The organism is Streptomyces sp. NBC_01166 (genome assembly GCF_045039765.1).
Taxonomy (GTDB): Bacteria; Actinomycetota; Actinomycetes; order Streptomycetales; family Streptomycetaceae; genus Streptomyces.
The window spans coordinates 2,582,777-2,604,540 of the sequence record NZ_CP108613.1; the positions used below are offsets into that span (position 1 = coordinate 2,582,777).

General features: G+C 73.6%; 20 protein-coding genes. 14 read left to right on the plus strand and 6 right to left on the minus strand.

Features of this window, described 5'->3' with window-relative positions:
* The first annotated feature begins 15 nt into the window (after positions 1-15).
* The 7 genes from OG379_RS11925 to OG379_RS11955 all read left to right on the plus strand — a co-directional run bounded on the left by OG379_RS11925 (position 16) and on the right by OG379_RS11955 (position 6,659).
* Positions 16-621, plus strand: a complete 606-nt coding sequence (locus OG379_RS11925) for a TetR family transcriptional regulator (RefSeq protein ID WP_405661918.1) — start codon at positions 16-18, stop codon at positions 619-621.
* Between the two features lie 363 nt (positions 622-984).
* Entirely contained in the window at positions 985-2,232 is a 1,248-nt protein-coding gene (locus OG379_RS11930) for a substrate-binding domain-containing protein (protein ID WP_405661920.1), read from the plus strand.
* Between the two features lie 3 nt (positions 2,233-2,235).
* Positions 2,236-3,027, plus strand: coding sequence for an ABC transporter ATP-binding protein (locus OG379_RS11935; protein WP_405661923.1), 792 nt, complete (start codon positions 2,236-2,238; stop codon positions 3,025-3,027).
* Positions 3,024-3,800 carry an ABC transporter ATP-binding protein gene (locus OG379_RS11940; protein ID WP_405661926.1) on the plus strand — a complete coding sequence of 259 codons (777 nt, stop codon included), beginning with the start codon at positions 3,024-3,026 and terminating at the stop codon, positions 3,798-3,800. Before OG379_RS11935 ends, OG379_RS11940 begins: the two co-directional genes overlap by 4 nt.
* Positions 3,800-4,687, plus strand: coding sequence for a branched-chain amino acid ABC transporter permease (locus OG379_RS11945; RefSeq protein ID WP_405661928.1), 888 nt, complete (start codon positions 3,800-3,802; stop codon positions 4,685-4,687). Before OG379_RS11940 ends, OG379_RS11945 begins: the two co-directional genes overlap by 1 nt.
* Positions 4,684-5,772: a branched-chain amino acid ABC transporter permease gene (locus OG379_RS11950; RefSeq protein WP_393761534.1), complete on the plus strand. Its 1,089-nt coding sequence runs from the start codon at positions 4,684-4,686 to the stop codon at positions 5,770-5,772. The genes OG379_RS11945 and OG379_RS11950 overlap by 4 nt, the downstream gene beginning before the upstream one ends.
* Positions 5,769-6,659: an alpha/beta fold hydrolase gene (locus OG379_RS11955; RefSeq protein WP_405661931.1), complete on the plus strand. Its 891-nt coding sequence runs from the start codon at positions 5,769-5,771 to the stop codon at positions 6,657-6,659. Before OG379_RS11950 ends, OG379_RS11955 begins: the two co-directional genes overlap by 4 nt.
* Positions 6,660-6,678: 19 nt before the next feature.
* Here the strand turns inward: OG379_RS11955 and OG379_RS11960 are convergent, their stop codons facing one another.
* The gene (locus tag OG379_RS11960; protein WP_405661933.1) at positions 6,679-8,655 is read right to left on the minus strand and encodes a helix-turn-helix domain-containing protein; all 1,977 of its coding nucleotides are present in this window, start codon (positions 8,653-8,655) and stop codon (positions 6,679-6,681) included.
* Positions 8,656-8,696: 41 nt separating this feature from the next.
* Positions 8,697-9,482: a 3-hydroxybutyrate dehydrogenase gene (locus tag OG379_RS11965; protein WP_393761540.1), complete on the minus strand. Its 786-nt coding sequence runs from the start codon at positions 9,480-9,482 to the stop codon at positions 8,697-8,699.
* 263 nt (positions 9,483-9,745) lie between these two features.
* On the opposite strand from OG379_RS11965, the gene OG379_RS11970 reads away from it, so the two are divergent.
* Positions 9,746-11,227: a PHB depolymerase family esterase gene (locus tag OG379_RS11970; protein WP_405661936.1), complete on the plus strand. Its 1,482-nt coding sequence runs from the start codon at positions 9,746-9,748 to the stop codon at positions 11,225-11,227.
* On the opposite strand, the gene OG379_RS11975 is transcribed toward OG379_RS11970, so the two are convergent.
* Positions 11,209-11,715: a hypothetical protein gene (locus OG379_RS11975; protein ID WP_405661939.1), complete on the minus strand. Its 507-nt coding sequence runs from the start codon at positions 11,713-11,715 to the stop codon at positions 11,209-11,211. The genes OG379_RS11970 and OG379_RS11975 overlap by 19 nt on opposite strands.
* A gap of 271 nt (positions 11,716-11,986) precedes the next feature.
* Here OG379_RS11975 and OG379_RS11980 point away from each other — a divergent pair, with 271 nt between their 5' ends.
* Genes OG379_RS11980 through OG379_RS12000 form a run of 5 tightly spaced genes read left to right on the plus strand, consistent with a single transcriptional unit; the run spans position 11,987 to position 17,592 of the window.
* Complete coding sequence (locus tag OG379_RS11980) at positions 11,987-13,240, plus strand: prenyltransferase/squalene oxidase repeat-containing protein (protein WP_393761546.1); 1,254 nt, start codon at positions 11,987-11,989, stop codon at positions 13,238-13,240.
* Positions 13,237-13,923 carry an SCO2322 family protein gene (locus OG379_RS11985; protein WP_405661942.1) on the plus strand — a complete coding sequence of 229 codons (687 nt, stop codon included), beginning with the start codon at positions 13,237-13,239 and terminating at the stop codon, positions 13,921-13,923. Before OG379_RS11980 ends, OG379_RS11985 begins: the two co-directional genes overlap by 4 nt.
* Entirely contained in the window at positions 13,920-15,065 is a 1,146-nt protein-coding gene (locus OG379_RS11990; RefSeq protein WP_393761550.1) for an energy-coupling factor transporter transmembrane protein EcfT, read from the plus strand. Before OG379_RS11985 ends, OG379_RS11990 begins: the two co-directional genes overlap by 4 nt.
* Positions 15,062-16,777, plus strand: a complete 1,716-nt coding sequence (locus tag OG379_RS11995; protein WP_405661944.1) for an ABC transporter ATP-binding protein — start codon at positions 15,062-15,064, stop codon at positions 16,775-16,777. The genes OG379_RS11990 and OG379_RS11995 overlap by 4 nt, the downstream gene beginning before the upstream one ends.
* A complete protein-coding gene (locus OG379_RS12000; RefSeq protein WP_405661947.1) occupies positions 16,774-17,592 on the plus strand; it encodes an ECF transporter S component in 819 nt (272 codons plus the stop codon). The genes OG379_RS11995 and OG379_RS12000 overlap by 4 nt, the downstream gene beginning before the upstream one ends.
* Here the strand turns inward: OG379_RS12000 and OG379_RS12005 are convergent, their stop codons facing one another.
* The 3 genes from OG379_RS12005 to aroQ are packed head-to-tail and all read right to left on the minus strand — an operon-like array spanning position 17,593 to position 20,768.
* Positions 17,593-19,407, minus strand: a complete 1,815-nt coding sequence (locus OG379_RS12005) for a bifunctional sugar phosphate isomerase/epimerase/4-hydroxyphenylpyruvate dioxygenase family protein (RefSeq protein ID WP_405661949.1) — start codon at positions 19,405-19,407, stop codon at positions 17,593-17,595.
* A gap of 30 nt (positions 19,408-19,437) precedes the next feature.
* Positions 19,438-20,301, minus strand: coding sequence for a shikimate dehydrogenase (locus tag OG379_RS12010; RefSeq protein ID WP_405661951.1), 864 nt, complete (start codon positions 20,299-20,301; stop codon positions 19,438-19,440).
* Positions 20,298-20,768 (minus strand): type II 3-dehydroquinate dehydratase, encoded by a 471-nt coding sequence (gene aroQ / locus OG379_RS12015; RefSeq protein WP_405661953.1) that lies wholly within the window; start codon positions 20,766-20,768, stop codon positions 20,298-20,300. Before aroQ ends, OG379_RS12010 begins: the two co-directional genes overlap by 4 nt.
* A 155-nt stretch (positions 20,769-20,923) precedes the next feature.
* Here aroQ and OG379_RS12020 point away from each other — a divergent pair, with 155 nt between their 5' ends.
* Complete coding sequence (locus OG379_RS12020; protein WP_104785160.1) at positions 20,924-21,586, plus strand: TetR family transcriptional regulator; 663 nt, start codon at positions 20,924-20,926, stop codon at positions 21,584-21,586.
* Positions 21,587-21,764 lie beyond the last annotated feature (178 nt).

Sequence of the window (21,764 nt, forward strand, 5' to 3'; positions counted from 1 at the left end):
TTTGGATGGGGACAGATGACAGCCGAAGCCAGGCCTGCGGAGCCTCCCCTGACGGAACGCCAGGAGGCCCGCCGCCGGAGCATTCTGCGGGCCGGCGCCCAGCTCGCGGGGCGCGGCGGTTTCGAGGCCGTCCAGATGCGTGAGGTGGCGGACGCCGCCGGGGTCGCCCTGGGCACGCTGTACCGCTACTTCCCGTCCAAGGTCCATCTGCTGGTGGCGCTCATGCAGGACCAGCTCCGGCATCTGCACGTCACGCTCCGCAGACAGCCGCCCGCCGGGGACGACGCCGCCGAGCGGGTGGCGGAGACCCTGATGCTGGCCTTCCGGGCACTCCAGCGCGAGCCCCATCTGGCGGACGCCATGGTGCGGGCGCTGACCTTCGCCGACCGCGGGGTGAGCCCGGAGGTGGACGCCGTGTCCCGGCTGACGACGGCGATCGTCCTGGACGCGATGAGGGTCGAGGACCCCACGCAGGAGCAGCTCTCCGTGGTCCGCGTCATCGAGCACACCTGGCACTCGGCGCTGATCACCTGGCTGTCGGGGCGGGAGTCGATCGCACAGGTGAGGCGGGACATCGAGACGGTGTGCGGGCTGATCGACCTCCCGGCGGACAACCGCTGACAGGGCCTTTCGGTCGGATCAGGCCGGATCAGGGAGCGGGGCCTGGCGCCGTGCGTCGCAAGGCGGAGGATTGAGGCAACGCGGAGCGATTGGGGTCTCCCCTGCTCAGGGGGTCCCCCCGCTCGAGCGAAGCCGAGAGTGGGGGAGGAGCCGAGAGCTTGGGGAGGATTGACGACAACGCCGCGAGGTGCGGTGCCAGGGCACGCGAGCCCGGCCTGATCACAACGAGAGGGCCCAGGTGCCCATGTGCGGTGCCCACACCGGCACCCGCCCAGGTGAGGTTCCCTGCACCATGTCGACGGCGCCACGGTGTTCGTACGGTTCGGCCGACATCACCCGAACCACGCCGAGGAGCCGGTCCCCATGCGTCGCAGAGCCGTAGGCACCGTCCAGAGAAGAACCCTGACCGCGACCGCTCTCGGCGCCGCCGGCCTGCTCCTGGTGGGATGCACCGCCGCCGGGCAGGCGGGCAGCGGGTCCGGGTCCGGGTCCGGGTCCGCCAAGGGTGGGGACGAGGCCGTGAAGGTGGGCCTCGTCTACTCCCGTACGGGACTGCTCGCCGCGTACGGGAAGCAGTACCGCGACGGGTTCATGGCGGGCCTCGACCACGCGACGAAGGGCACCGGCAAGGCGGGCGGCCACCCGATCGAGGTCACCGAGCAGGACGACGCGGGCGACCCCGGCAAGGCCGTCTCCGCCGCGAAGAACCTGATCGGCAAGGGCTACAAGGTGCTGGCCGGCACCACCGACTCCGGCGTCGCGCTCCAGATGGCCCCGCTGGCCGCCCAGAACAAGGTGCTGTATGTCAACGGCCCGGCCGCCACGGACGCGGTGACCGGGATCAACGCGTACACCTTCCGGTCCGGCCGGCAGTCCTACCAGGACATCCTGACCGCGGGCACCATGCTCGGCGACCCCAGGGGCAAGAAGGTCACCGTCCTCGCGCAGGACTCGACCTTCGGCCAGGCCAACGTCGCCGCCGTCAAGGCGGTCCTGGGCGCCGAGGGGGCGAAGGTGGGCTCCGTGCTCGCCCCGCCCAGCGCCACGGACCTCACTCCCTTCGCCCGGCAGGTGAAGGCGGGCGGCCCCGACCTGGTCTTCGTCGCCTGGGCCGGCGCGACCGCCCCCGCCCTGTGGACCGCGCTGGACCAGCAGGGTGTGCTGAGCGCCGGCAAGGTCGTCACCGGGCTGGCCGGGACGGCGTCGTACCCGGTCTTCGGCGCGGCCGGCACCAAGGTCTCCTTCCTCGCGCACTACTTCCCCGGCGCGGGCGGCGGCAACGCCGTGGAGAAGGCCATGCTCGACGGCGTCGAGAAGGCGGGCGGCACCCCCGACCTGTTCAGCACCGACGGTTTCACCGCGGCGCAGATGATCGTGCGGGCCGTCGAGGAGGGCGGTGCCACCGACACCGCCGCCATGGTGAAGGCCCTGGAGGGCTGGAGCTTCGACGGGGTGAAGGGCAGGCAGCAGATCCGCGCCGAGGACCACGCTCTGGTGCAGCCGATGTTCGTCGCCGAGCTCAACGGCACCGGAGCCGCCGCGAAGCCCGAGCTGGTGAGCACCCTGCCGATGGACGCGGTGGCCCCGCCCGCGAAGCCCTCGGCGGGCTGACCCGTGACCGTATCCGGCACCGCCACCGCGCGGGACGAGGGGGCGCGTACGGGCGCTCCGGTGCTCCGGCTGGACGGACTGGGGTGGCGCGTCGGCGGGGCGGCCATCGTCGAGGACGTCACGCTGGACGTCCGGGAGGGCGAGTTCCTCGCCTTCATCGGGCCCAACGGGGCAGGCAAGACCTCCCTGTTCAACCTGATCAGCGGGATCGTCACGCCCACCGCGGGCACCCTCGCGCTGGACGGCGCGGACCTCACCGGACTGCCCGTGCACACCCGTGCGCGGCGCGGGATCGGGCGGACGTTCCAGACGTCCAGCCTCTGGCCGCAGATGACCGTGGCCGAGCACGTCCGGCTGGCCGCGCAGGCCGGGGCGGGCGGTTCGCACCGGCTCTGGAGGCGCGCTTCCCCGTACACCGCCGAGGTGAACGGCGTGCTGGAGCGCACCGGCCTCGGCCACCGCGCCGGGGCCACGGCGGCCGAGCTCTCCCACGGCGAGAAGCGGAAGCTGGAGCTCGCCGTGCTGCTGGTGGGCGAGCCCCGGCTGATGCTGCTCGACGAGCCGATGGCCGGGGTGAGCGCCGAGGAGGTCCCGGCCCTCACGGAACTGATCCGGGCACTGCACCGCGAGGAGGGCCGCACCGTGCTCATGGTCGAGCACCACATGGACGTCCTGCTGGGACTCGCGGACCGGCTGGCGGTGATGCACCACGGCCGCCTGCTCGCCCTGGACACCCCGGGCGCGGTGACCGCCGACCCGGTCGTCCAGCAGGCCTACCTCGGGGAGGGACTGTGACGCCGCCCCCTGTGACGCCGCCCCCGGCGACCACGCCGCCCGCACTCCTCGTCGTACGTGACCTGCGCGTCCTGATCGGCGGCCGGCACATCCTGCACGGCGTCGACCTGGACGTGGCACGCCACGGCGTGACGGCTCTCCTCGGCCGCAACGGCGCCGGCAAGACCACGACCGTACGCGGCGTCCTGGGGCTCGTGCCGCGCGCCGGCAGCGTGCTCCTGGACGGCGAGGAGACCGTGGGCCTGCCCACCCACACCCTGGTCCGCCGGGGCATCGGATACGCCCCCGAGGACCGGGGAGTCTTCGCGGGGCTCACCGTCGCCGAGAATCTGCGGCTGGCCGAACGCCGGGGCGCCGACGGGCCCGCGTACGGCCTGGTCCACGAGCTCTTCCCCGAACTGAAACTTCGCGAGAAGCAGTTGGCGGGGACGCTCTCCGGCGGCCAGCAGCAGATGGTGGCCATCGGACGCACCCTGCTCAACGGCAACCGGCTGATCATCGCCGACGAGCCCACCAAGGGCCTGGCCCCCAAGGTCGTCACCGAGGTCGCCCAGGTGCTGGAACGCGCCGCCGAGGCGGTGCCGGTGCTCCTGGTCGAGCAGAATCTCGCCGTCGTCCGCAGGCTCGCCGACCACTGTGCGGTGCTCGCCGACGGACGGACGGCCCACCAGGGCGAGGCCGCCGCACTGCTGGGCGACGCGGAGGCCACCCGCCGGCTGCTCGGCGTCGGCAAGGGCCCGCTCACCCCGACCACCGCGGAGGCGGATTCCTGATGTCCACCATCGTGCTGCTGACCATGACCGGACTCGGCCTGGGGGCGCTCTACTTCCTCATCGCGTCGGGCCTCTCGCTGATCTTCGGCCTGATGGACGTGCTCAACTTCGCCCACGGGGCGCTGCTCTCCATCGGGGCGTACGGCACCTGGTGGGCGGCGTCCGGGAACCTCCCCGGCGCCGGCCCCGGCGGCTGGGGCTTCGCCCTGGCGGTCCTGTTCGGCACGGCGGTGGGGACCCTCGCCGCCGTGGTGCTGGAACTGGCCGTCGTACGCCCCCTCTACACCCGGCCCCGGGAGCAGGTGCTCGCGACGGTCGGGGTGGGGCTGGCCGTGCCCGCCCTGCTGTCGGGCATCTGGGGTTCGGACGCCCGGGCCTTCCCCGGGCCCGAGGCCCTGTCCGGCACCTTCCAGCTGCTGGGCGCGGACGTGCCGGTCAACCGACTGGTGCTCGTCGCGGCGGCCGTCGTCGTCCTGGCCGCGCTGCGGCTGTTCCTCGGCCGGACCCGGCACGGCCTGGTCGTACGCGCCGGGGTCGAGGACCGGGCGATGGTGACGGCGCTCGGCATCGACGTCCGCAAGGCGTTCACACTGGTCTTCGCGATCGGTGGCTGCGCCGCCGCGCTGGGCGGCGCGCTCGGCGGGCTGTACTTCGGCTCGGTCGACCCCCGGCAGGGCACCTCGCTGCTGATCTTCGCGTTCGTCGTCGTGGTCATGGGCGGCATGGGCTCGGTGACCGGTGCGGCCGTGGCCGCCGTCGTCATCGGCCTGGTCCAGCAGTTCGCCAACTACTACACCGCAGCGGGCCTCGGCGACCTGGCGGTCGTCGTCCTGCTCGCCGCGCTGCTGCTCGTCCGGCCGCGCGGACTGACCGGGAGGCTCGCGTGAGCACCGCCACCACACCCGCACCCGCCGCCGTGACCACGGCGCCCGGGCGGAACAGGCCCCGGCTGCTGCGCTGGTGGCCGGCCGCCGTCCTCGTGCTCCTGATCGTCGCGCCGTACAGCGCCCTGCCCGTCCCCGGACTGCTGGACGGCCCGCTCGGCAGCCCGGGCAGCCTGCAACTGCTGGCAACCTGCCTGCTGTTCGGCGCCCTCGCCACCGGCTACGACCTGCTGCTGGGCCGTACGGGGCTGCTCTCCTTCGGGCACGCGCTGTACTTCGCGGCGGGCAGCTACGCCACGAACATGTTCCTGCTGGAGGCGGGCCTGCCGTTCGCCGTCGCCGCGGTCCTCGGGCTGTGCTCCGGCACCGCGCTCGCCCTGGTGCTGGGCTCGGTGAGCCTGCGGGTCACCGGCATCGGCTTCTCCATGGTGACGCTCGCCTTCGCGCAGGCCGGCTCGATCCTCGTGTCCCGCAACCCGGGCGGCCTCACCGGCGGCGAGGAGGGCCGGGCCGCCCCGGCGGAGCTTCTGCCGTCGTGGCTGGTCGGCATCGACCACACCGCGAATCTGTACTGGATCGCGCTCGCCTACCTCGTCCTCACCCTCGGGGTCGTCCGATGGGCCGTGCGCTCCCCCACCGGCCGGGTCTGGGAGGGCATCAAGGAGAACGAGCGCCGGGTGGAGGTGCTGGGCCTGAAGCCGTACGGATTCAAGCTGACGGCGTTCGTCCTGGCCGGGGCGCTGGCGGCGGTGGGCGGGCTCGTCCACCTGCTGCTGACCGGCGGTTCGACGCCCCAGACGACGACCTCGGACTTCACCCTGTCGCTGCTGGTGATGGTGGTGCTGGGCGGCTCGGGCACCCGCTGGGGCCCCATGGTCGGCGGCATCCTCTACACCTGGGCCGACCACCGGCTCGGCGACCTCGCCGGCTCGGGCGCGGTCGCCGATCTGCCCGCGGTCCTGCGCGTGCCGCTCTCCCAGCCGCTGTTCCTGCTCGGGGTGCTGTTCGTGGCCGTGGTACACCTGCTGCCCGGCGGCCTGGCCCGTCTCCCGTCCCGTCTGCGCAGGACCCGTGAGGAGCACCGATGATCCCGTACGAGGAGATACGCGTCCCCGTCGCCGGCGGCGAACTGGCCGCCCTGCGCTGGCCCTCCCCCGATCCGGACGCGCCGGTGGTCGTGGCCCTGCACGGCATCACGGCCAACGCCCTGTCCTGGGGAGCGGTGGCCCGTCTGCTCGCCGGCCGGGCCACGCTGGTCGCCCCGGACCTGCGGGGCCGGGCCGGCAGCGCCGGGCTGCCCGGCCCGTACGGCATCGCCGCCCACGCGGACGACGCGGCCGCGCTCGCCGGGGCGCTGGGCCGGGAGCGGGTGGTGCTGGCGGGCCATTCGATGGGCGCGTTCGTCGCGGCGCTCGCGGCCGTACGTCATCCGGGACGCTTCGGCCCCCTGGTGCTCGTCGACGGCGGGTTCGGCTTCCCCGCGCCCACGCATCTCTCGGCGGACGAACTGCTGACGGCCGTGATCGGGCCGGCCATGGACCGGCTCTCGATGACCTTCCCCGACCGGGACGCATATCGCTCGTTCTGGCGTGCCCACCCCGCGTTCGGGGACGGGGACTGGTCGCCGGAGGTGGACGCCTACATCCAGCGGGACCTGACGGGCGAGGAGCCGGCCCTGCGGTCGGGCTGCCGGCTTGAGGCGATCCGCACGGACGGCGGTGGCCTGTTCCAGGACGAGGTGCTCGCTGCCGTGCACGAACTCCCCGGGCCCGCCACCCTGTTGTGGGCCGAGCGCGGGCTGATGGACGAGGAGCAGGGGCTGTACGACGAGTCCAGGCTGGCGGCGGCGGGCCAGCCCGGCACGAAGGTCAGCGCGGTGCGCGTCGAGGACGTCAACCACTACACGGTGCTGACGGGCGAGAAGGGGGCCGGCCGGATCGCCGACTCCCTGCTGCGGGCCGCGCTCCCCCGCTGAGGGCGGCGGGCGGCGGGGCTCAGCCCTCCCGGCCGCCCGACAGGAGGTGCAGCCGCAGGGCGAGCTGGAGCTCCAGCGCGCGGTCGGGCTCGTTCCAGTCGCGGCCCAGCAGGACCTGGATCCGGTCGAGACGCTGGACCACGGTGTTCACATGGACGTGCAGTTCGTCCTTGGCCCGGATCAGGCTGCCGCCCGCGCCGAAGTACGCCCGTAGCGTCCGTACGAGATGGGTGCCGCGCCGTTCGTCGTAGCGCAGCAGCGGGCCCAGCACCGCTGTCACGAAGCCGTCAACGTCCTTCGCGTTGCCCAGGACGACGCCCAGGAAGCCGAGTTCGCCGACTCCGGCCCCCTCGCCGCCGCGTCCCAGCACCCGCATGGCGCGCAGACAGCGGGCGGCTTCCGCGTAGGCGGCGGCGAGTTCGCGGGCCCCGCGCGCCGGGCCCGTACCGGCGACGGTGACGGGCTCCTGGACGAGGTGGCCGAGCTGCGCGGCCGCCGCGCGTGCGGCGGCGCCCGCCTGCGTGGTGTCGGCGTCGCAGTCGATCAGCAGCACGACGGTGCCCGCGTGTTCGGCGCTCACCCCGTGGATGTCGCCGCCGAACAGATACCTCATCGCGGCGCCGCCGAGTCTCTCCCTGGCGGACGCCTCGGCGACCAGTACCAGATGCGGCCGGTCCAGGTCGATGCCGAGTCTCCGGCCCCGCTCGGCCAGCCCGGCCGGATCGCGCTCCGGATCGCCGAGCAGGTCGCTGATCAGCTCGCCCCGTATCCGGTTCTCGGTCTCGGCGACCGTGCGGCGCAGCAGCAGGAGCAGCCCGGTGACGACGGCGGCGCGTTCGAAGAGCCGCCGGTCGGAGTCGTCGAGCCGGTCCGGCCGGTGCAGCACCAGGCTGGCGAGGAGCTCCTGGCCGGCGAGCACGGCGCAGACCCACCGGCCGTCGCGGTGCACGGCGCGCGCCCCGTGGCGGGACTCCTCGGCGGTGCCGGCGAGCCAGGCGGCGTCCATGCTGTCGGCGGCGAATCCGGTTCCGTCGGGCCGTACGGCGGCCAGCGGGCGTCCGCCCGGGTCGTGGATGGTGAGCGGGCTGTCGAGCAGTCCGGCGACGGACACGGCGACGTCCTTCACGTCGCCGCCGCGCAGCACCAGGTCGGTGAGCCGGTCGTGGGCCTCCTCGGCGCGCTGCATGGCGGCCGAGTGCGCGCGTACGGCGGCGTTGGCCTCGGCCAGTTCCGCGTTGGCGCCGGCGAGTTCCGCGAGGGCGGCCCGGGTGTCGTCCAGGGCCCGGGCGGTGTCGATCGCGATCGCGGCGTGCGCGGCGAGCGAGCAGAGCAGGGCCACCTCGTCGGGGCTGAAGACCCGCGCGGCACGATCGGCCGCGAAGAGCACCCCGATGACCTTTCCCGTGCCGCCCCGGCTGGAGCCGAGGAGCAGGGGGACACCGAGGATCGCGACGAGACCTTCGTCCAGCACACCGGCGTTGATGTTGCGGGTGTGGTGGAAGCGCTCGTCGGTGCGGTAGTCGGGGGTGGCGTACGGGCTGGCGGTCTGTGCCACCAGGCCGCCGAGCCCTTCGCCCAGCTCGAGCCGGAGCCGCTGGAAGAGCACGGACACCGATCCGTCGGTGACCCGCATGTAGGTGTCCCCGGCCTCCTCGTCGGGGAGCGTGAGATAGGCGGTGTCGGTGCCGAGCAGCATCCTGGCCCGCCGCACGATCGCCTTCAGCACATCGTCCAGGTCCCGGGAGGCCGCGAGGTCGCCGGCCGTGTCGAAGAGGGCGGTGAGCTGGAGCTCCCTGCGCCGGTGCTGGCGCAGGGCACCCCTGATCCGCAGGGCGGTCGCGGCCGCCCGCTCCACCTCGGCCAGGTCGGCCGCGGGCACACCGGCGGCCCTCGCCTCCGAGGCGACGGCGCCGAGCTCCTCGGCGGGCGCGTCGTCGGCCAGCAGGTCGAGGAGGCGTGCCAGGAGGGGCGCGGCGGAGGGGGACGGTTCAGACATGGGCGGCCATCGTTCTTCCGGCTTCCGTGGGCGGTCGGGCGTCAGTTGGCGGTCCAGCCGCCGTCCATCGTGAGGGAGCTTCCGGTGATGTGCGTCGTGCCGGGCCCGCACAGCCACAGGACGGCACCGGCCACGTCGCCGGGCTCGATCAGCGACTTGAGGGCGCTGCGTTCCAGCAGCACCCGGCCCACCACCTCCTGTTCGGAGATGCCGTGGCTGCGCGCCTGGTCCGCGATCTGGTCCTCGACCAGAGGAGTGCGGACGTAACCGGGGCTGACGCAGTTGCTCGTCACGCCGTGCGGCGCCGCTTCGAGTGCGACCACTTTGCTGAGCCCCTCCAGTGCGTGCTTGGCCGAGACGTAGGCCGACTTGTAGGGGCTGGCGCGCAGTCCGTGCACGGACGAGATGTTGACCACGCGGCCCCAGCCGCGTTCGTACATGCCGGGGAGCGTGCGGCGCAAGATGCGGAACGGTGCTTCCACCATGACGCGGTGGATCAGCGCGAAGGTGTCCGGCGGGAACTCGTGCACCGGCGCCACGTGCTGCAGCCCCGCGTTGTTGACCACGATGTCCGCGTCGGCGGGCAGTCCGTCCACCGCCTCGGCCACGGAGAGGTCGGCCACCCAGGCCGTTCCTCCGATCCGTTCGGCCAGGCTCTTGGCGGCGTCGCCCGCCTTGTCCACCACGTGCACATGGGCTCCGGCGGCGGCGAGTGCCTCCGCGCAGGCCAGTCCGATGCCGCTCGCGGCCCCGGTGACCAGGGCGGTGCGTCCGGCGAGGACGGAGGGGGCGAGGGGGTCGTGCCGGGGGGTCAGGGAAGTCTGCATGGGCGTCACCGTAAGGACGTCGCGGTCCGCATCACACGGGGTCGGTGCACACACCCCGGGGCAGCCGCATGGTGGCGGAGTACATGGTGCGGGCCGGCGGGCCCCGCGCGCACCGGCGGTCCGGGACGCGGGCGCAAGAGGAGCGCCGCACACAGCGGCACGCGGCCGGTGGCCGCCTGCCACATGGGCGCCTCCGCCCCCTGCTCATAGGTTCCGGCAGCAGTCCGCACGTCCGCCCGCACGTCCGACGAGGAGGCCCCACCGTGCGCCCACCGATCCTGCGACGCCTGCTCCGCCGCGTCGCCTCCGTCGCCGCCCTGACCCTGCTCGCCGCGCACCCGGTGTCCGCCGTGGCGGCACCCGCGGCCCCGGCGGCCGCCGGTCTCCAGCAGGTCACCGGCTTCGGCTCGAACCCCGGCAATCTGCAGATGTTCGCGTACACCCCGGACAACGTCGCCCCGGGCGCGCCCCTGGTGGTCGCGCTGCACGGCTGCACCCAGTCGGCCAACGCGTACTACACCAACTCGGGCTGGACCAAGTACGCCGATCTGTGGGGCTTCGACGTCGTGTTCCCGCAGACCACCTCGGCGAACAACGCCCTGTCGTGCTTCGGCTGGTTCGACCAGGCCGAGAGCACCCGGGGCCGGGGTGAGGCGGCGTCCGTCGTGCAGATGGTCGAGTACGCGAAGCAGACGTACGGCTCGGACGGCCGCCGGGTCTACGTCACCGGGCTGTCGGCGGGCGGCGGGATGACCGCCGATCTGCTCGCCGCCTACCCGGACGTCTTCGCGGGCGGGTCCGTGGCCTCCGGACTGCCCGCGCAGTGCGCGACCAGCCAGGCCGCCGCGCCGGGCTGCCAGACGGGCCCGCAGAAGCTCTCCCCCGCCCAGTGGGGCGACAAGGTGCGCAACTCCTACCCGGGCTGGACCGGCCCCTGGCCCCGGGTCGCGATCTGGCAGGGCACCGCCGACTACACGGTCTACCCGGCCAACGCCACGGCGCTGCGCGACCAGTGGACCGATGTCTGGGGCATCGGCCAGACCCCGTCGAGCACCCAGAGCCTGCCCGGCAACACCACCCGGAGCGTCTACGAGGACGCGTCGGGGCAGCCCGCCGTGGAGACGTTCTCCGTCTCCGGCATGGGACACGGCCTGCCGGTGAGCCCGGGGTCCGGCGCCGACCGGTGCGGGTCGACGGCCGCGTACTTCCTGAACACCATCTGCTCGGCGTACCACACGGGCGTGTTCTGGGGGCTCGACAAGGACGCACCGGGCGGTGGGGACGGGCTGCCCGCCCCCGCAGGCCTGAAGGTCACCGGGGTCACGGACAGCAGCGCCTCACTGGCGTGGAACGCGGTCGAGGGCGCGGCCTCCTACACGGTGCACCGCGACGGCGCGAAGGTGGCCACGACCGCGTCGACGTCCTTCACGGACACCGGCCTGACCGCGGGCACCTCCTACCGCTACACCGTGACGGCGGCCGACTCCTCGGGGGCCGCGGGGGCGGGCTCGTCCGCCGTGACCGCGACCACGTCCGGCGGTACGGACCCGGCGCGCTGCTTCACGGCGACGAACTACGCCCATGTGATGGCCGGCCGGGCCCACACCTCGGGCGGTCACGCCTACGCGAACGGTTCGGAGCAGGACATGGGGCTGTACAACGTCTTCGTCACCCACACCCTCAGGGAGTCGCCCGCGGGCCACTTCGTGATCGCCGACTCCGGCTGTCAGGCCGGGTCCTCGTAGTCGTCCCTGATCTTCTCCGGGATCCGGCAGCCGTCCTCGACGGCGGTGAGGGACACGGTCCGCCCGGCGTTCTCCACCGCGTAGTACCGGGCGTACAGCTTCCAGCCCCGCTTGGCGAGGGTGCGGTAGGTGACGTCCTGCTCGGCATGGCTGGAGACGATCTCCCAGTCGTGCTGCCGCAGCCGCATCACCGTCGCCTCGAAGGCGCCGGCGGCGTCCGCCGCCGGCGCGTAGCCCGTCCAGGGCGCGACGCAGCCGTTCCAGTCGCCCTCCGGCAGCCGGGCCGTGGAGGTGTCGCCGGGCGGCAGGCCCGCGGCCTCGGCGAAGCCGGCTATCTCGTCGGCGACCGTCGGCGTGGTGAACGGCGGGGTGGGGTCCGGGGAAGGGGGCGGTGCGCTCTCGCTGTCACTGATGAGGCCGCAGCCCGTGGTCACCGTCATGAATCCGGCCGCCACGGCGGCGACGGCCGCCGTCCTTCGTCTGCGCACTGGTGCTTCCCACGGTCGTCCCAACCCCACGGGCACGCGCCCGTGTGACCCCCCGCCGGAGTCTCGCATGGGGTCTGACCTGCTGGGAAGGCCCTTCGCCCAGGGAGTGCGGCTGTCCGCCCGGAGGGGTCCGGGAGCACCCCGGTAGAGTGGGCGGGTCGTCATCATGCCCGTACAGGGGGAAGCCGGTACGAATCCGGCGCCGACCCTTCCCCGAGCGCTCGGCCAGCTCGAGCAGGGGAGAAACCCCATTCGAGAGGCCCAGCCCGCCATGTCCGTACGCCGCCGCGCGGCAGCGCTCGCGATCACCGCCGTGCTCTGTGGAGCGGCCGCCCCGGTGGCGGTCGCCGCGCCGAGCCCGACCCCGTCCACGCCTGAACTCCCGGCTGGGCTGTACGGCACCAAGGACCCGACGTACGACGGGGTGTGGCGCCAGTCGCTCGCCTTCCTCGCCCAGAAGATCGAGCTGGTCACGCCCGCCACGCAGTCGGTGGACTGGCTCGTCGGCCAGCAGTGCGACAGCGGGGCCTTCCCCTCCTACCGCGACGCCTCCAAGCCCTGTGACGCGAAGACGGTCGCGGACACCAACGCCACCGCGGCGGCGGTCCAGGCCATGGTCGAGCTGGCCGTGCACCGTGAGGTCGTGGACAACGGCGTCAGCTGGCTGAAGTCCGTACAGAACGAGGACGGCGGCTGGGGCTACAACCCGGGCAGCCCGAGCGACGCCAACTCCACCGGCGTCGTGGCCGGGGCACTGGCGCGGGCCGGCGTGCCGCTCGCCGAGGTCACCAAGAAGGGCGGCAGGACGCCGTACACGGCGCTGCAGACCTTCGCGCTGCCCTGCGGGGGCAAGGACGGCGGGGCGTTCGCCTACCAGCCGGACAAGAAGGGCGAGCTCACCGCCAACGCGGACGCCACGGCGGCCGCGGTCCTCGGCGCGATGGGCAAGGGCATGGCCTCGGGGAACTACAACGCGGCGAAGGCACCCGTCTGTGCCGAGGGCTCCGGTCTCACCCCCGAGCAGTCCGCGCAGAACGGCGCCTACTACCTGGCGAAGACCCTCGCCGGGTCGGGTCATCTGGAACTGCCGCCCATGCCGGGCGCCGAGGAGTCGGCGCCGCAGCCGGACTTCGGCAACACGGCCGACGCGGTCGTGGCGCTGTCGGCGGCCGGCCACAAGGACAAGGCGGCCGGAGCGGTCGCGTATCTGGAGAAGCACGCACAGGGCTGGGCGAAGGAGGGCGGCCCCGCCGCCACCGCCCAGCTGGTGCTCGCCGCCCACGCGACCGGCACCGACGCACGTGACTTCGGCGGCGTCGACCTCGTGAAGCAGCTCAACGCGACGGGGCCCGCGCCCGCCGCGACCGCCGTGCCCTCGCCGACCGCGACGACACCGGAGAAGCCGGCGGACACGAGCAGTGACGACGAGGGGCTCGGCCTCTGGTGGATCATCGGCATCGGTCTCGCCTTCGGCGCCGGCATCGGCTTCCTGCTCAGCGGACGCCGGAAGAACCAGCAGCTGTGAGGCCCCCGCTGCGGACGGCGGCGGTGCTGGTCCTCGTCGGCGCCGTCCTGGCCGTGCTGGGCGTGGGGAGTGCGCAGGCGGCCGGTTACCGCTACTGGTCGTTCTGGGAGAGTGATGGCGGGAAGAGCTGGACGTACGCCACCCAGGGTCCTTCCGTGGTCCGGCCGGACGACGGCGCGGTGCAGGGTTTCCGCTTCTCGGTGAGCGCGGATTCCCAGGACTCGGCGCAGCCGCGCCGCGCGCCCGATTTCGGGGCCGTCTGCGCGGACACCCCGGCGAAGGACGGTCTGAAGCGGATCGCGCTGGTCATCGATCCGGGCACGGCGGCGGACGCGCCGGACGGCGAGAAGCCGCCCGCGCCGCGTACCGCCTGTGCCCGGGTCGCACCGGACGCGAGCACGGCGGAGGCCCTCGCGTCGGTGGCGAAGCCCCTGCGGTACGACAGCGCCGCGATGCTCTGCGCGATCTCGGGCTATCCGCGGTCGGGCTGCGGTGAACAGGTCGACGGGGGCTCCGACGGACCGGAGTCCAGCGTTCCGGCCACCGCGTCCACCGCCGGCGACGGCGGTGCGACGGACGGTGGTTCCGGGGGCGGCGGCCCGTCGGTGGGTGTGCTCACCGGCGTCGGCGCGGTGCTCGTCCTGGGTGTCGCCGCTGTGCTGCAGGCCCGCCGCCGCCGATGACCCGCTCCACCGGCCCGGCCCGGCTCCACCCTGCCCTGCGCGCCCCCGGGGCCACCCGGGGCAACGCGCTGCCGGCCGGGGCCTGGTGGCTGTGGGCGCTCGGGCTGGCGACCGCCGCGTCCCGTACGACCAACCCGCTGCTGCTCGGGCTGCTGGTGGGCGTGGCCGGCTATGTGGTGGCGGCGCGCCGCACGGACGCCCCGTGGGCCCGTTCGTACGGGGCGTTCATCAAGCTCGGGCTGGTCGTCGTCGGCGTACGGCTGGTGTTCTCCGTCGTCCTCGGCTCCTCGGTCCCCGGCACGCATGCCCTGTTCACGATGCCCGGGGTGCCCGTGCCCGACTGGGCGCAGGGGATCAGGATCGGCGGCCGGGTCACGGCGGAGCAGGTGGTGTTCGCACTGTACGAGGGCGCGAAGCTGGCCACCCTGTTGATCTGCATCGGGGCCGCGAACTCGCTGGCCAACCCGGCCCGCCTGCTGAAGTCGCTGCCCGGCGCCCTCTACGAGGTGGGCGTCGCCGTCGTCGTCGCGATGACCTTCGCGCCGAACATGGTCGCCGACGTGGCGCGGTTGCGGACGGCCCGCAGGCTGCGCGGCCGTCCGACCGGCGGGGTCGGAGCCGTGCTCCAGATCGGGCTGCCGGTGCTGGAGGGCGCGCTGGAGCGTTCGGTGGCCGTCGCGGCGTCGATGGACGCACGCGGGTACGGGCGCACCGCGCAGGTCCCGCCCGCCGTCCGCCGCACCACCCATGTGCTGACGCTCGGCGGGCTGCTGGGCGTGTGCGCGGGGACGTACGGGCTGCTGGCCGCGCAGGGCGCCGTGCACGGGCTGCCGTTGCTGCTGGCCGGGCTGCTCGCGGCGCTGGCCGGGCTGAGGCTCGGTGGGCGACGCTCGGTGCGTACCCGCTACCGGCCGGACCGCTGGGGCGTACGCGCCTGGCTCGTCGCCGCCTCGGGTGCGGCCGTCGCGGCGGCGATGGTCTGGGCGGGCGCCGCCGCCCCGGACGCCCTGCGCCCGGGCGTCGTCCCGCTCACCGCCCCCGTACTGCCACTGTGGCCGGCCGCCGCCGTGCTGATCGGGCTGCTGCCCGCCGTGGTGGCCCCGCTGCCGCCTTCCCCCTCGGACTCCAAGGAGCGCTCATGATCCGGTTCGAGAACGTCTCGGTGCGGTACGAGGGCGCGGAGCGCCCCACCCTGTCCGGGGTCGACCTCACGATCCCCGAGGGCGAACTGGTGCTGGCCGTCGGCCCGTCCGGTGTCGGCAAGTCGACTCTGCTGGGTGCCGTGTCCGGTCTCGTGCCGCACTTCACCGGAGGGGTGCTGACCGGCCGGGTCACCGTCGGGGGCCGGGACACCCGGACCCACAAGCCGCGTGAACTCGCCGACCTGGTGGGCACGGTGGGCCAGGATCCGCTCGCCCACTTCGTGACGGACACCGTGGAGGACGAGCTGGCGTACGGCATGGAGTCGCTGGGCCTCGCCCCGGACGTGATGCGCCGCCGCGTCGAGGAGACGCTGGATCTGCTGGGACTGGCGGAGCTCCGCGACCGGCCGATCGCCACGCTCTCCGGGGGCCAGCGGCAGCGGGTCGCGATCGGTTCGGTCCTCACCCCGCACCCCAGGGTCCTCGTTCTCGACGAGCCGACGTCCGCCCTGGACCCCGCGGCGGCCGAGGACGTGCTCGCGGTCCTCCAGCGGCTGGTGCACGACCTGGGCACGACGGTGCTGATGGCCGAACACCGGCTGGAGCGTGTGGTGCAGTACGCCGACCAGGTCCTCCTGCTGCCCGCGCCCGGCGCCGCCCCGGTGATGGGAGCTCCCGCCGACATCATGGCCCTCTCGCCCGTCCGTCCGCCGGTGGTGGCGCTGGGCCGGCTCGTGGGCTGGGATCCGCTGCCGCTGTCGGTGCGCGACGCCCGGCGCCGTGCGGTGGACCTGCGGGAGCGTCTCGCCGATGTGGAACCGCCGGCGCGCGAGGCCCCGGCGGCCGCCGCGGTGGCTCCGCTCCCCTCTCCCCCCGCCGTCCGCCCCGGTCTGCTGGGCCGGCTGCTCGGCCGCCGCCCGGCAGCGGCACCCGCGCTCCCCCCGGTCCTCGACGCGGTCACCCGGGTCGAGAAGCTCGGGGTCCGGCACGGGCGGGTCCAGGCGCTGCGCGGGGTGACGCTGGCCGTCGCGCCGGGCGAGACCGTGGCCCTGATGGGCCGTAACGGCGCGGGGAAGTCGACCCTGCTGACGACCCTTGTCGGGATGACCGAGCCGACCACGGGCTCCGTCCTGGTCGGTGGGTCGCACCCGTCCCGTACGCCGCCGCGCGACATGGTGCGCCGGGTCGGGCTCGTACCGCAGGAGCCGCGCGACCTGCTGTACGCGGACACGGTCGCCGCCGAGTGCGCGGCGGCCGACTCCGACGCGGGCGCGCCGGGGGGCACCTGCCGGGCGCTGGTCTCCGAGCTGCTGCCCGGGGTGCCCGACGACATCCACCCCCGTGATCTCTCGGAGGGCCAGCGGCTCGCGCTGGCCCTCGCCCTGGTGCTCACCGCCCGGCCCCCGCTCCTCCTCCTGGACGAGCCGACGCGGGGGCTGGACTACGCGGCGAAGGGGCGGCTCGTCGGCGTACTGCGCCGGCTGGCCGCCGAGGGCCACGCGATCATCCTGGCCACGCACGATGTGGAGCTGGCGGCGGAGCTGGCCGACCGGGTGGTGATCCTGGCCGACGGTGAGGCCGTCGCCGACGGCCCGACCCGGCAGGTCGTGGTCTCCTCGCCCGCCTTCGCCCCGCAGATCTCGAAGATCCTGGCGCCGCGGGAGTGGCTGACGGTGTCGCAGGTGCGCAGGGCTCTGGAGGCTCTCGCGTGACGGCCCGGTCCACCCGCCCGGTCCGGCTCGGTCCGCACGCCGTCGCCGCCCTCGTCCTGATCAGCGCCGTCGGGCTGGCCGCCTTCGGCTGGCCGCTGCTGGCGGGGGCGGACTCCGGTCTCGCCCACGCGCAGGACGCGCCGTGGCTCTTCGCCGTCCTGCTGGTGCTGCTCGTCGGGGTGGTCCTCGCGACGATCGCGGACTCCGGTCTGGACGCGAAGGCAGTCGCGATGCTGGGCGTCCTCGCCGCGGTCGGGGCGGCGCTGCGTCCGCTGGGCGCGGGGACGGCCGGCCTGGAGCCCATGTTCTTCCTGATGGTGCTGAGCGGCCGGGTTCTGGGGCCGGGCTTCGGCTTCGTGCTCGGCTCGGTCACGATGTTCGCCTCGGCGCTGCTCACGGGCGGGGTCGGTCCGTGGATGCCGTTCCAGATGCTGTCGATGGGCTGGTTCACCATGGGCGCGGGCCTGCTGCCGGGCCCGGACCGGCTGCGCGGCCGGGGCGAGCTGCTGATGCTGGCGGGGTACGGCTTCGCGGCGGCGTTCGCGTACGGCACGGTGATGAATCTGTACGGCTGGACGATCGTGCCGGGGCTCGGCTCGGGCATCTCCTTCGTCCCGGGCGACCCGCTCAGCGAGAACCTGGTGCGCTTCCTCGCGTACTGCACCGCCACCTCGATCGGCTGGGACCTGGGCCGCGCCGTCCTCACGGTCGTCCTGACGGCGGCCATCGGCCCGACGCTGCTGAGAGCCCTGCGCCGGGCCACCCGCCGCGCCGCGTTCGACGCGCGGGCGGACTTCGAGGCGCTCCCGGACTGATCAGTCGGCCAGTGCGTGCTGCGCGGCGAGCCTGACGGGGGCGTTCGTGGCGCCGTACCCGTCGTATCCGCCGTCGCGCTCGACGAGTTCGAAGAAGACGCGGCCGGTCGTCACGGTGTAGCAGTGCCGGAACTCGCCCTTCCCGTCCCGGTCGTAGAGGATGCCGAGTTCGCGGTAGGTCTCCAGCTCGCCCGGGGCGAACTCGTGGCGCGCGGCCAGGTCGTCGTAGTAGTTGGCCGGCACGGGCAGCATCCGGGCGCCGGCCGCGAGGACGCGGCGGACTGTGGTGACGAGGTCGTCGGTGGCCAGGGCCACGTGCTGGGGCCGTCCTCCCCGGGCCGGGTCCTCGGTGGGGGACGCCCCCACGCCCAGGGCGATGCGCACGGTGCCGTCCTCGTTGCTGACGGCCCGGCTGCGGAGCAGGCCGTACGGGTCGGCGAGGTCGACGCTCGCGTGCGGCTGGAGACCGAGCACGCCGCGGTGGAAGAGGGTCGCCTCGTCGAAGTGGTGCCAGGGCTGGGTCAGCGCCACATGGTCGACGCGGGTGATCCCGACGGGGCCGGGGGTGTGCGGGGCGGGCGCGAAGTCACCGGTCCAGCCGGCGCGCGCGGTGCCCTCTTCCGTGTCGTCGGGGCGGTCGGTGACGCAGAAGAAGAACTCGGTGCCGTCGGGCGCGGCCACCGCGTCCAGCGGGGCGTCACCGGGGGCGCGGCGGCGGGGCAGGACGGGGGCGAGCAGCGACTCGGCCCGTGCGGAGGCTCCCGCCGGGTCGGGGCTCTCCAGGCCCACCGCGGTGAGCGAGGGCTCCGGCCGGTGGCTGCCGGTGTCGGTGTTGAGCAGGATGCGGGCCTCACCCTGTTCCCAGAGGTCCACCGGCTTCCCGGAGTGCCTGGCCGTACGGGAGAAGCCCAGCGCGGTCAGCAGAGGCGCGATCCTGGCCGTGTCGGCCGTCGCGATCTCGACGAAGGCGAACCCGGTGGGGACGACCGGCTCCGGAGGCACGGTCAGCCCGGCCGACTCCTGGAGCAGCGTCAGCGAGCGCAGGGCGTCCACCGCGGTGCGGCCCGCGTCCGCCTGGCGGAAGACGTCGTTGAACACCTCGAGGGAGAGGGGCCCGTCGTATCCGGCGCGGACGGCGGCCCGCACGAGACCGGTGACGTCGAGGTCGCCCTGGCCCGGGAAACAGCGGTGGTGGCGGCTCCACTGCAGCACGTCGAGCGACATCTGCGGGGCGTCGGCGAGCTGCAGGAAGAAGATCTTCTCCCCCGGGATGGCCTCGATCCCCGCGACGTCGGAGCCCCGGGCCAGGATGTGGAAGCTGTCCAGGCAGACCCCGAGGGCGGGGTGGTCCGCGGCCTCGACTATGCGCCAGGCGTGCTCGTACGTGCTGACGTGGCGGCCCCACGCCAGCGCCTCGTACGCGACGCGGATGCCGGACTCCTGCGCGAGGTCCGCCAGCCGGCGCAGCTGCTCGGCGGCGAGGGCGTCGTCGTCGACGGCGTTCGGCGACACGCTGGAGCAGACCAGGACGGTGTCGGCGCCGAGCCGCCGCATCAGCCGGAACTTGTGCTCGGCGCGCCGCAGGTTGCGGGCGAACTCGTCGGCGGGGACGGCCTCGATGTCGCGCATCGGCTGGAAGAGGTCGATCGTCAGACCGAGGTCGGCCGCCCGTTCCCTGATCTCCTCGGGGCTCAGCGGGCTCCCGATCAGGTCGTTCTCGAAGATCTCCACACCGTCGAAGCCGGCGCGCGCCGCCGCGGTGAGTTTCTCGGTGAGCGTGCCGCTGAGCGAGACGGTGGCGATGGACGTACGCATGTCGGTCCTCCTGCGGGCTTCCTGCGCGATTCAGTGGGCGGACGTGAGGTCGGCGATGTCCGCGAGCATGCGGGCGGTGTCGGGTTCGCGGCCGGTGAAGAGCCGGAAGGCGTCGGCGGCCTGGTAGGCGGCCATGCCCCCGCCGTCCAGGGTGGGACAGCCGAGCGCGCGGGCGGTGCGGACGAGCGTGGTCTCCAGCGGCCGGTAGACGACCTCGGCGACCCACAGGCCGGAATGCAGCAGTTCCGCGGGGAGCGGGAGCCCGGGGTGGGCGGCCATGCCGATGGGTGTGGCGTTGACCAGGCCGTCGGCGCCTGCCGTCCGTGCCGCGATGTCCAGGAGGTCCGCCGCCACCGCCCGGCCCGGGCCGAAGTGGTGGTTCAGGGAGTCCGCGAGCGCAGCGGCCCGGTCGGGCAGGGCGTCCAGCACGGTGAGCCGGCCGGCGCCGAGGGCGAGGAGAGCGTGGGCGACGGCGGCTCCGGCACCGCCGGCTCCCAGCTGCACGACGCGCTCCAGCGGCGCGTCGGGCAGACCGCGTGCGAAGGAGGCGGCGAAACCGGTGGCATCGGTGTTGTGGCCGATCGCGAGGTCACCGTCGAAGACCACGGTGTTGACCGCGCCGAGCGCCTCGGCCTGCGGTGAGAGCGCGTCGAGGTGGGCGAGGACCTGCTGCTTGCAGGGGTGGGTGACGTTGAGGCCGTCGTAACCCATGTCGCGTGCGGAGCGGACGAGTTCACCGGTCTTCTCCGGCGGGACACCGAGCGTGCCGATGTCGATGAGGCGGTAGAGGTAGCGCAGGCCCTGCCGGTCCGCTTCGCGTTCGTGGAGCGCGGGGCTGAGGGAGGGGCCGATACCGGAGCCGATGAGGCCGACGAGATAGGAGTCCGGGCTCACCGGTGGTCCTCCAGGAGCTGGGCGAGGTGGGTGAGCGCCAGGGCGTATCCGTGGGCACCCGCCCCGCAGATGACGGTGTCGGCGACGGCCGAGACGTAGCTGTGGTGGCGGAAGGCCTCCCGCCGGTGGATGTTCGAGAGGTGGACCTCCACGACCGGCAGTTCCGCTGCGGCGAGCGCGTCCCGCAGGGCGACCGAGGTGTGGCTGTACCCGGCGGGGTTGATCACGATGCCCCGGTGTGCGGTGCGGGCTTCGTGGACGGCGTCGATGAGCACCCCCTCATGGTTGCTCTGCCTGCAGTCGGCACGCAGTCCGAGGGGCGCCGCCGTGTTCCGGCAGAGCTCGTCGACAGCGGCCAGGGTGTCCTTTCCGTACACCGCCGGCTCGCGCAGGCCCAGCAGGTTGAGATTGGGACCGTTCAGCACGAGGACCGGGACGCCAGGGGGCGGGGCCGGGGTGTTCGGCATCGTTCACTTCCTGTGGCTGCATCGACTTAATGTACGGACTGGTTAGTTAGTCATACCGAAAGATGGCCGCCCAGGGAAGACCCCGGGCCGAATCAGCCGCCCCGGGCACCCGCTCTAGAATCGCGAGCACGCACCGCCTGCCGCGAAGGATCGGGATGACAAGCACCGAAGGACCCGCCCAGCCCGCCGTGCGGACCCGTGACGCGGCGCGCACCAAGGACGAGATCCTCACCGTGGCGACGCGGGAGTTCGCCCGCATCGGCTACGCGGGTGCCCGGGTCGACGAGATCGCCGCCCGGACCCGGACCACGAAGCGGATGATCTATTACTACTTCGGCGGCAAGGAGCAGCTGTTCACCGCGGTCCTGGAGCGGGCGTACACCAGGATCCGGGAGGCGGAACAGCTGCTGGACGTCGAACACCTCGATCCCGTGGCGGCGGTGCGCCGGCTGGCCGAGGTGACGTTCGACCACCACGAGGACCACCCGGACTTCATCCGCCTGGTCAGCATCGAGAACATCCACGAGGCCGAACACATCGCGGCCTCGGCCGAGTTGAGCCGCATCAGCTCCCCGGCGATCGAGGTCCTGCGGCGCATCCTCGACACGGGGCGCGCGTCGGGGCTGTTCACGGCGGACGTCGACGCCGTGGACCTGCACGCGATGATCAGCTCGTTCTGCTTCTTCCGCATCGCGAACAGACACACCTTCGGCGCGCTCTTCGGCCGCGACCTGGTGGACACCGGACGGCGCGAGCACTACCGGACCATGCTGGGCGACATGATCATCGCGTACCTCACGGCCGACCGGGCGGAGTAGGGCCCGGACCTTTCGGGGAGGAAGGGCCGGATTTCGCGCGAACCCAGCACCTGGATTCTGTGCGAACTCTTGACAGGGGCGACAACTGCTCGCAACATCCGTAGCCATCCGCAACTAACTATCTAGTGCGTTAATTAGCCGGGTCCGCTCGCCTCTCCCCGCACGGAACGTCCCCCGA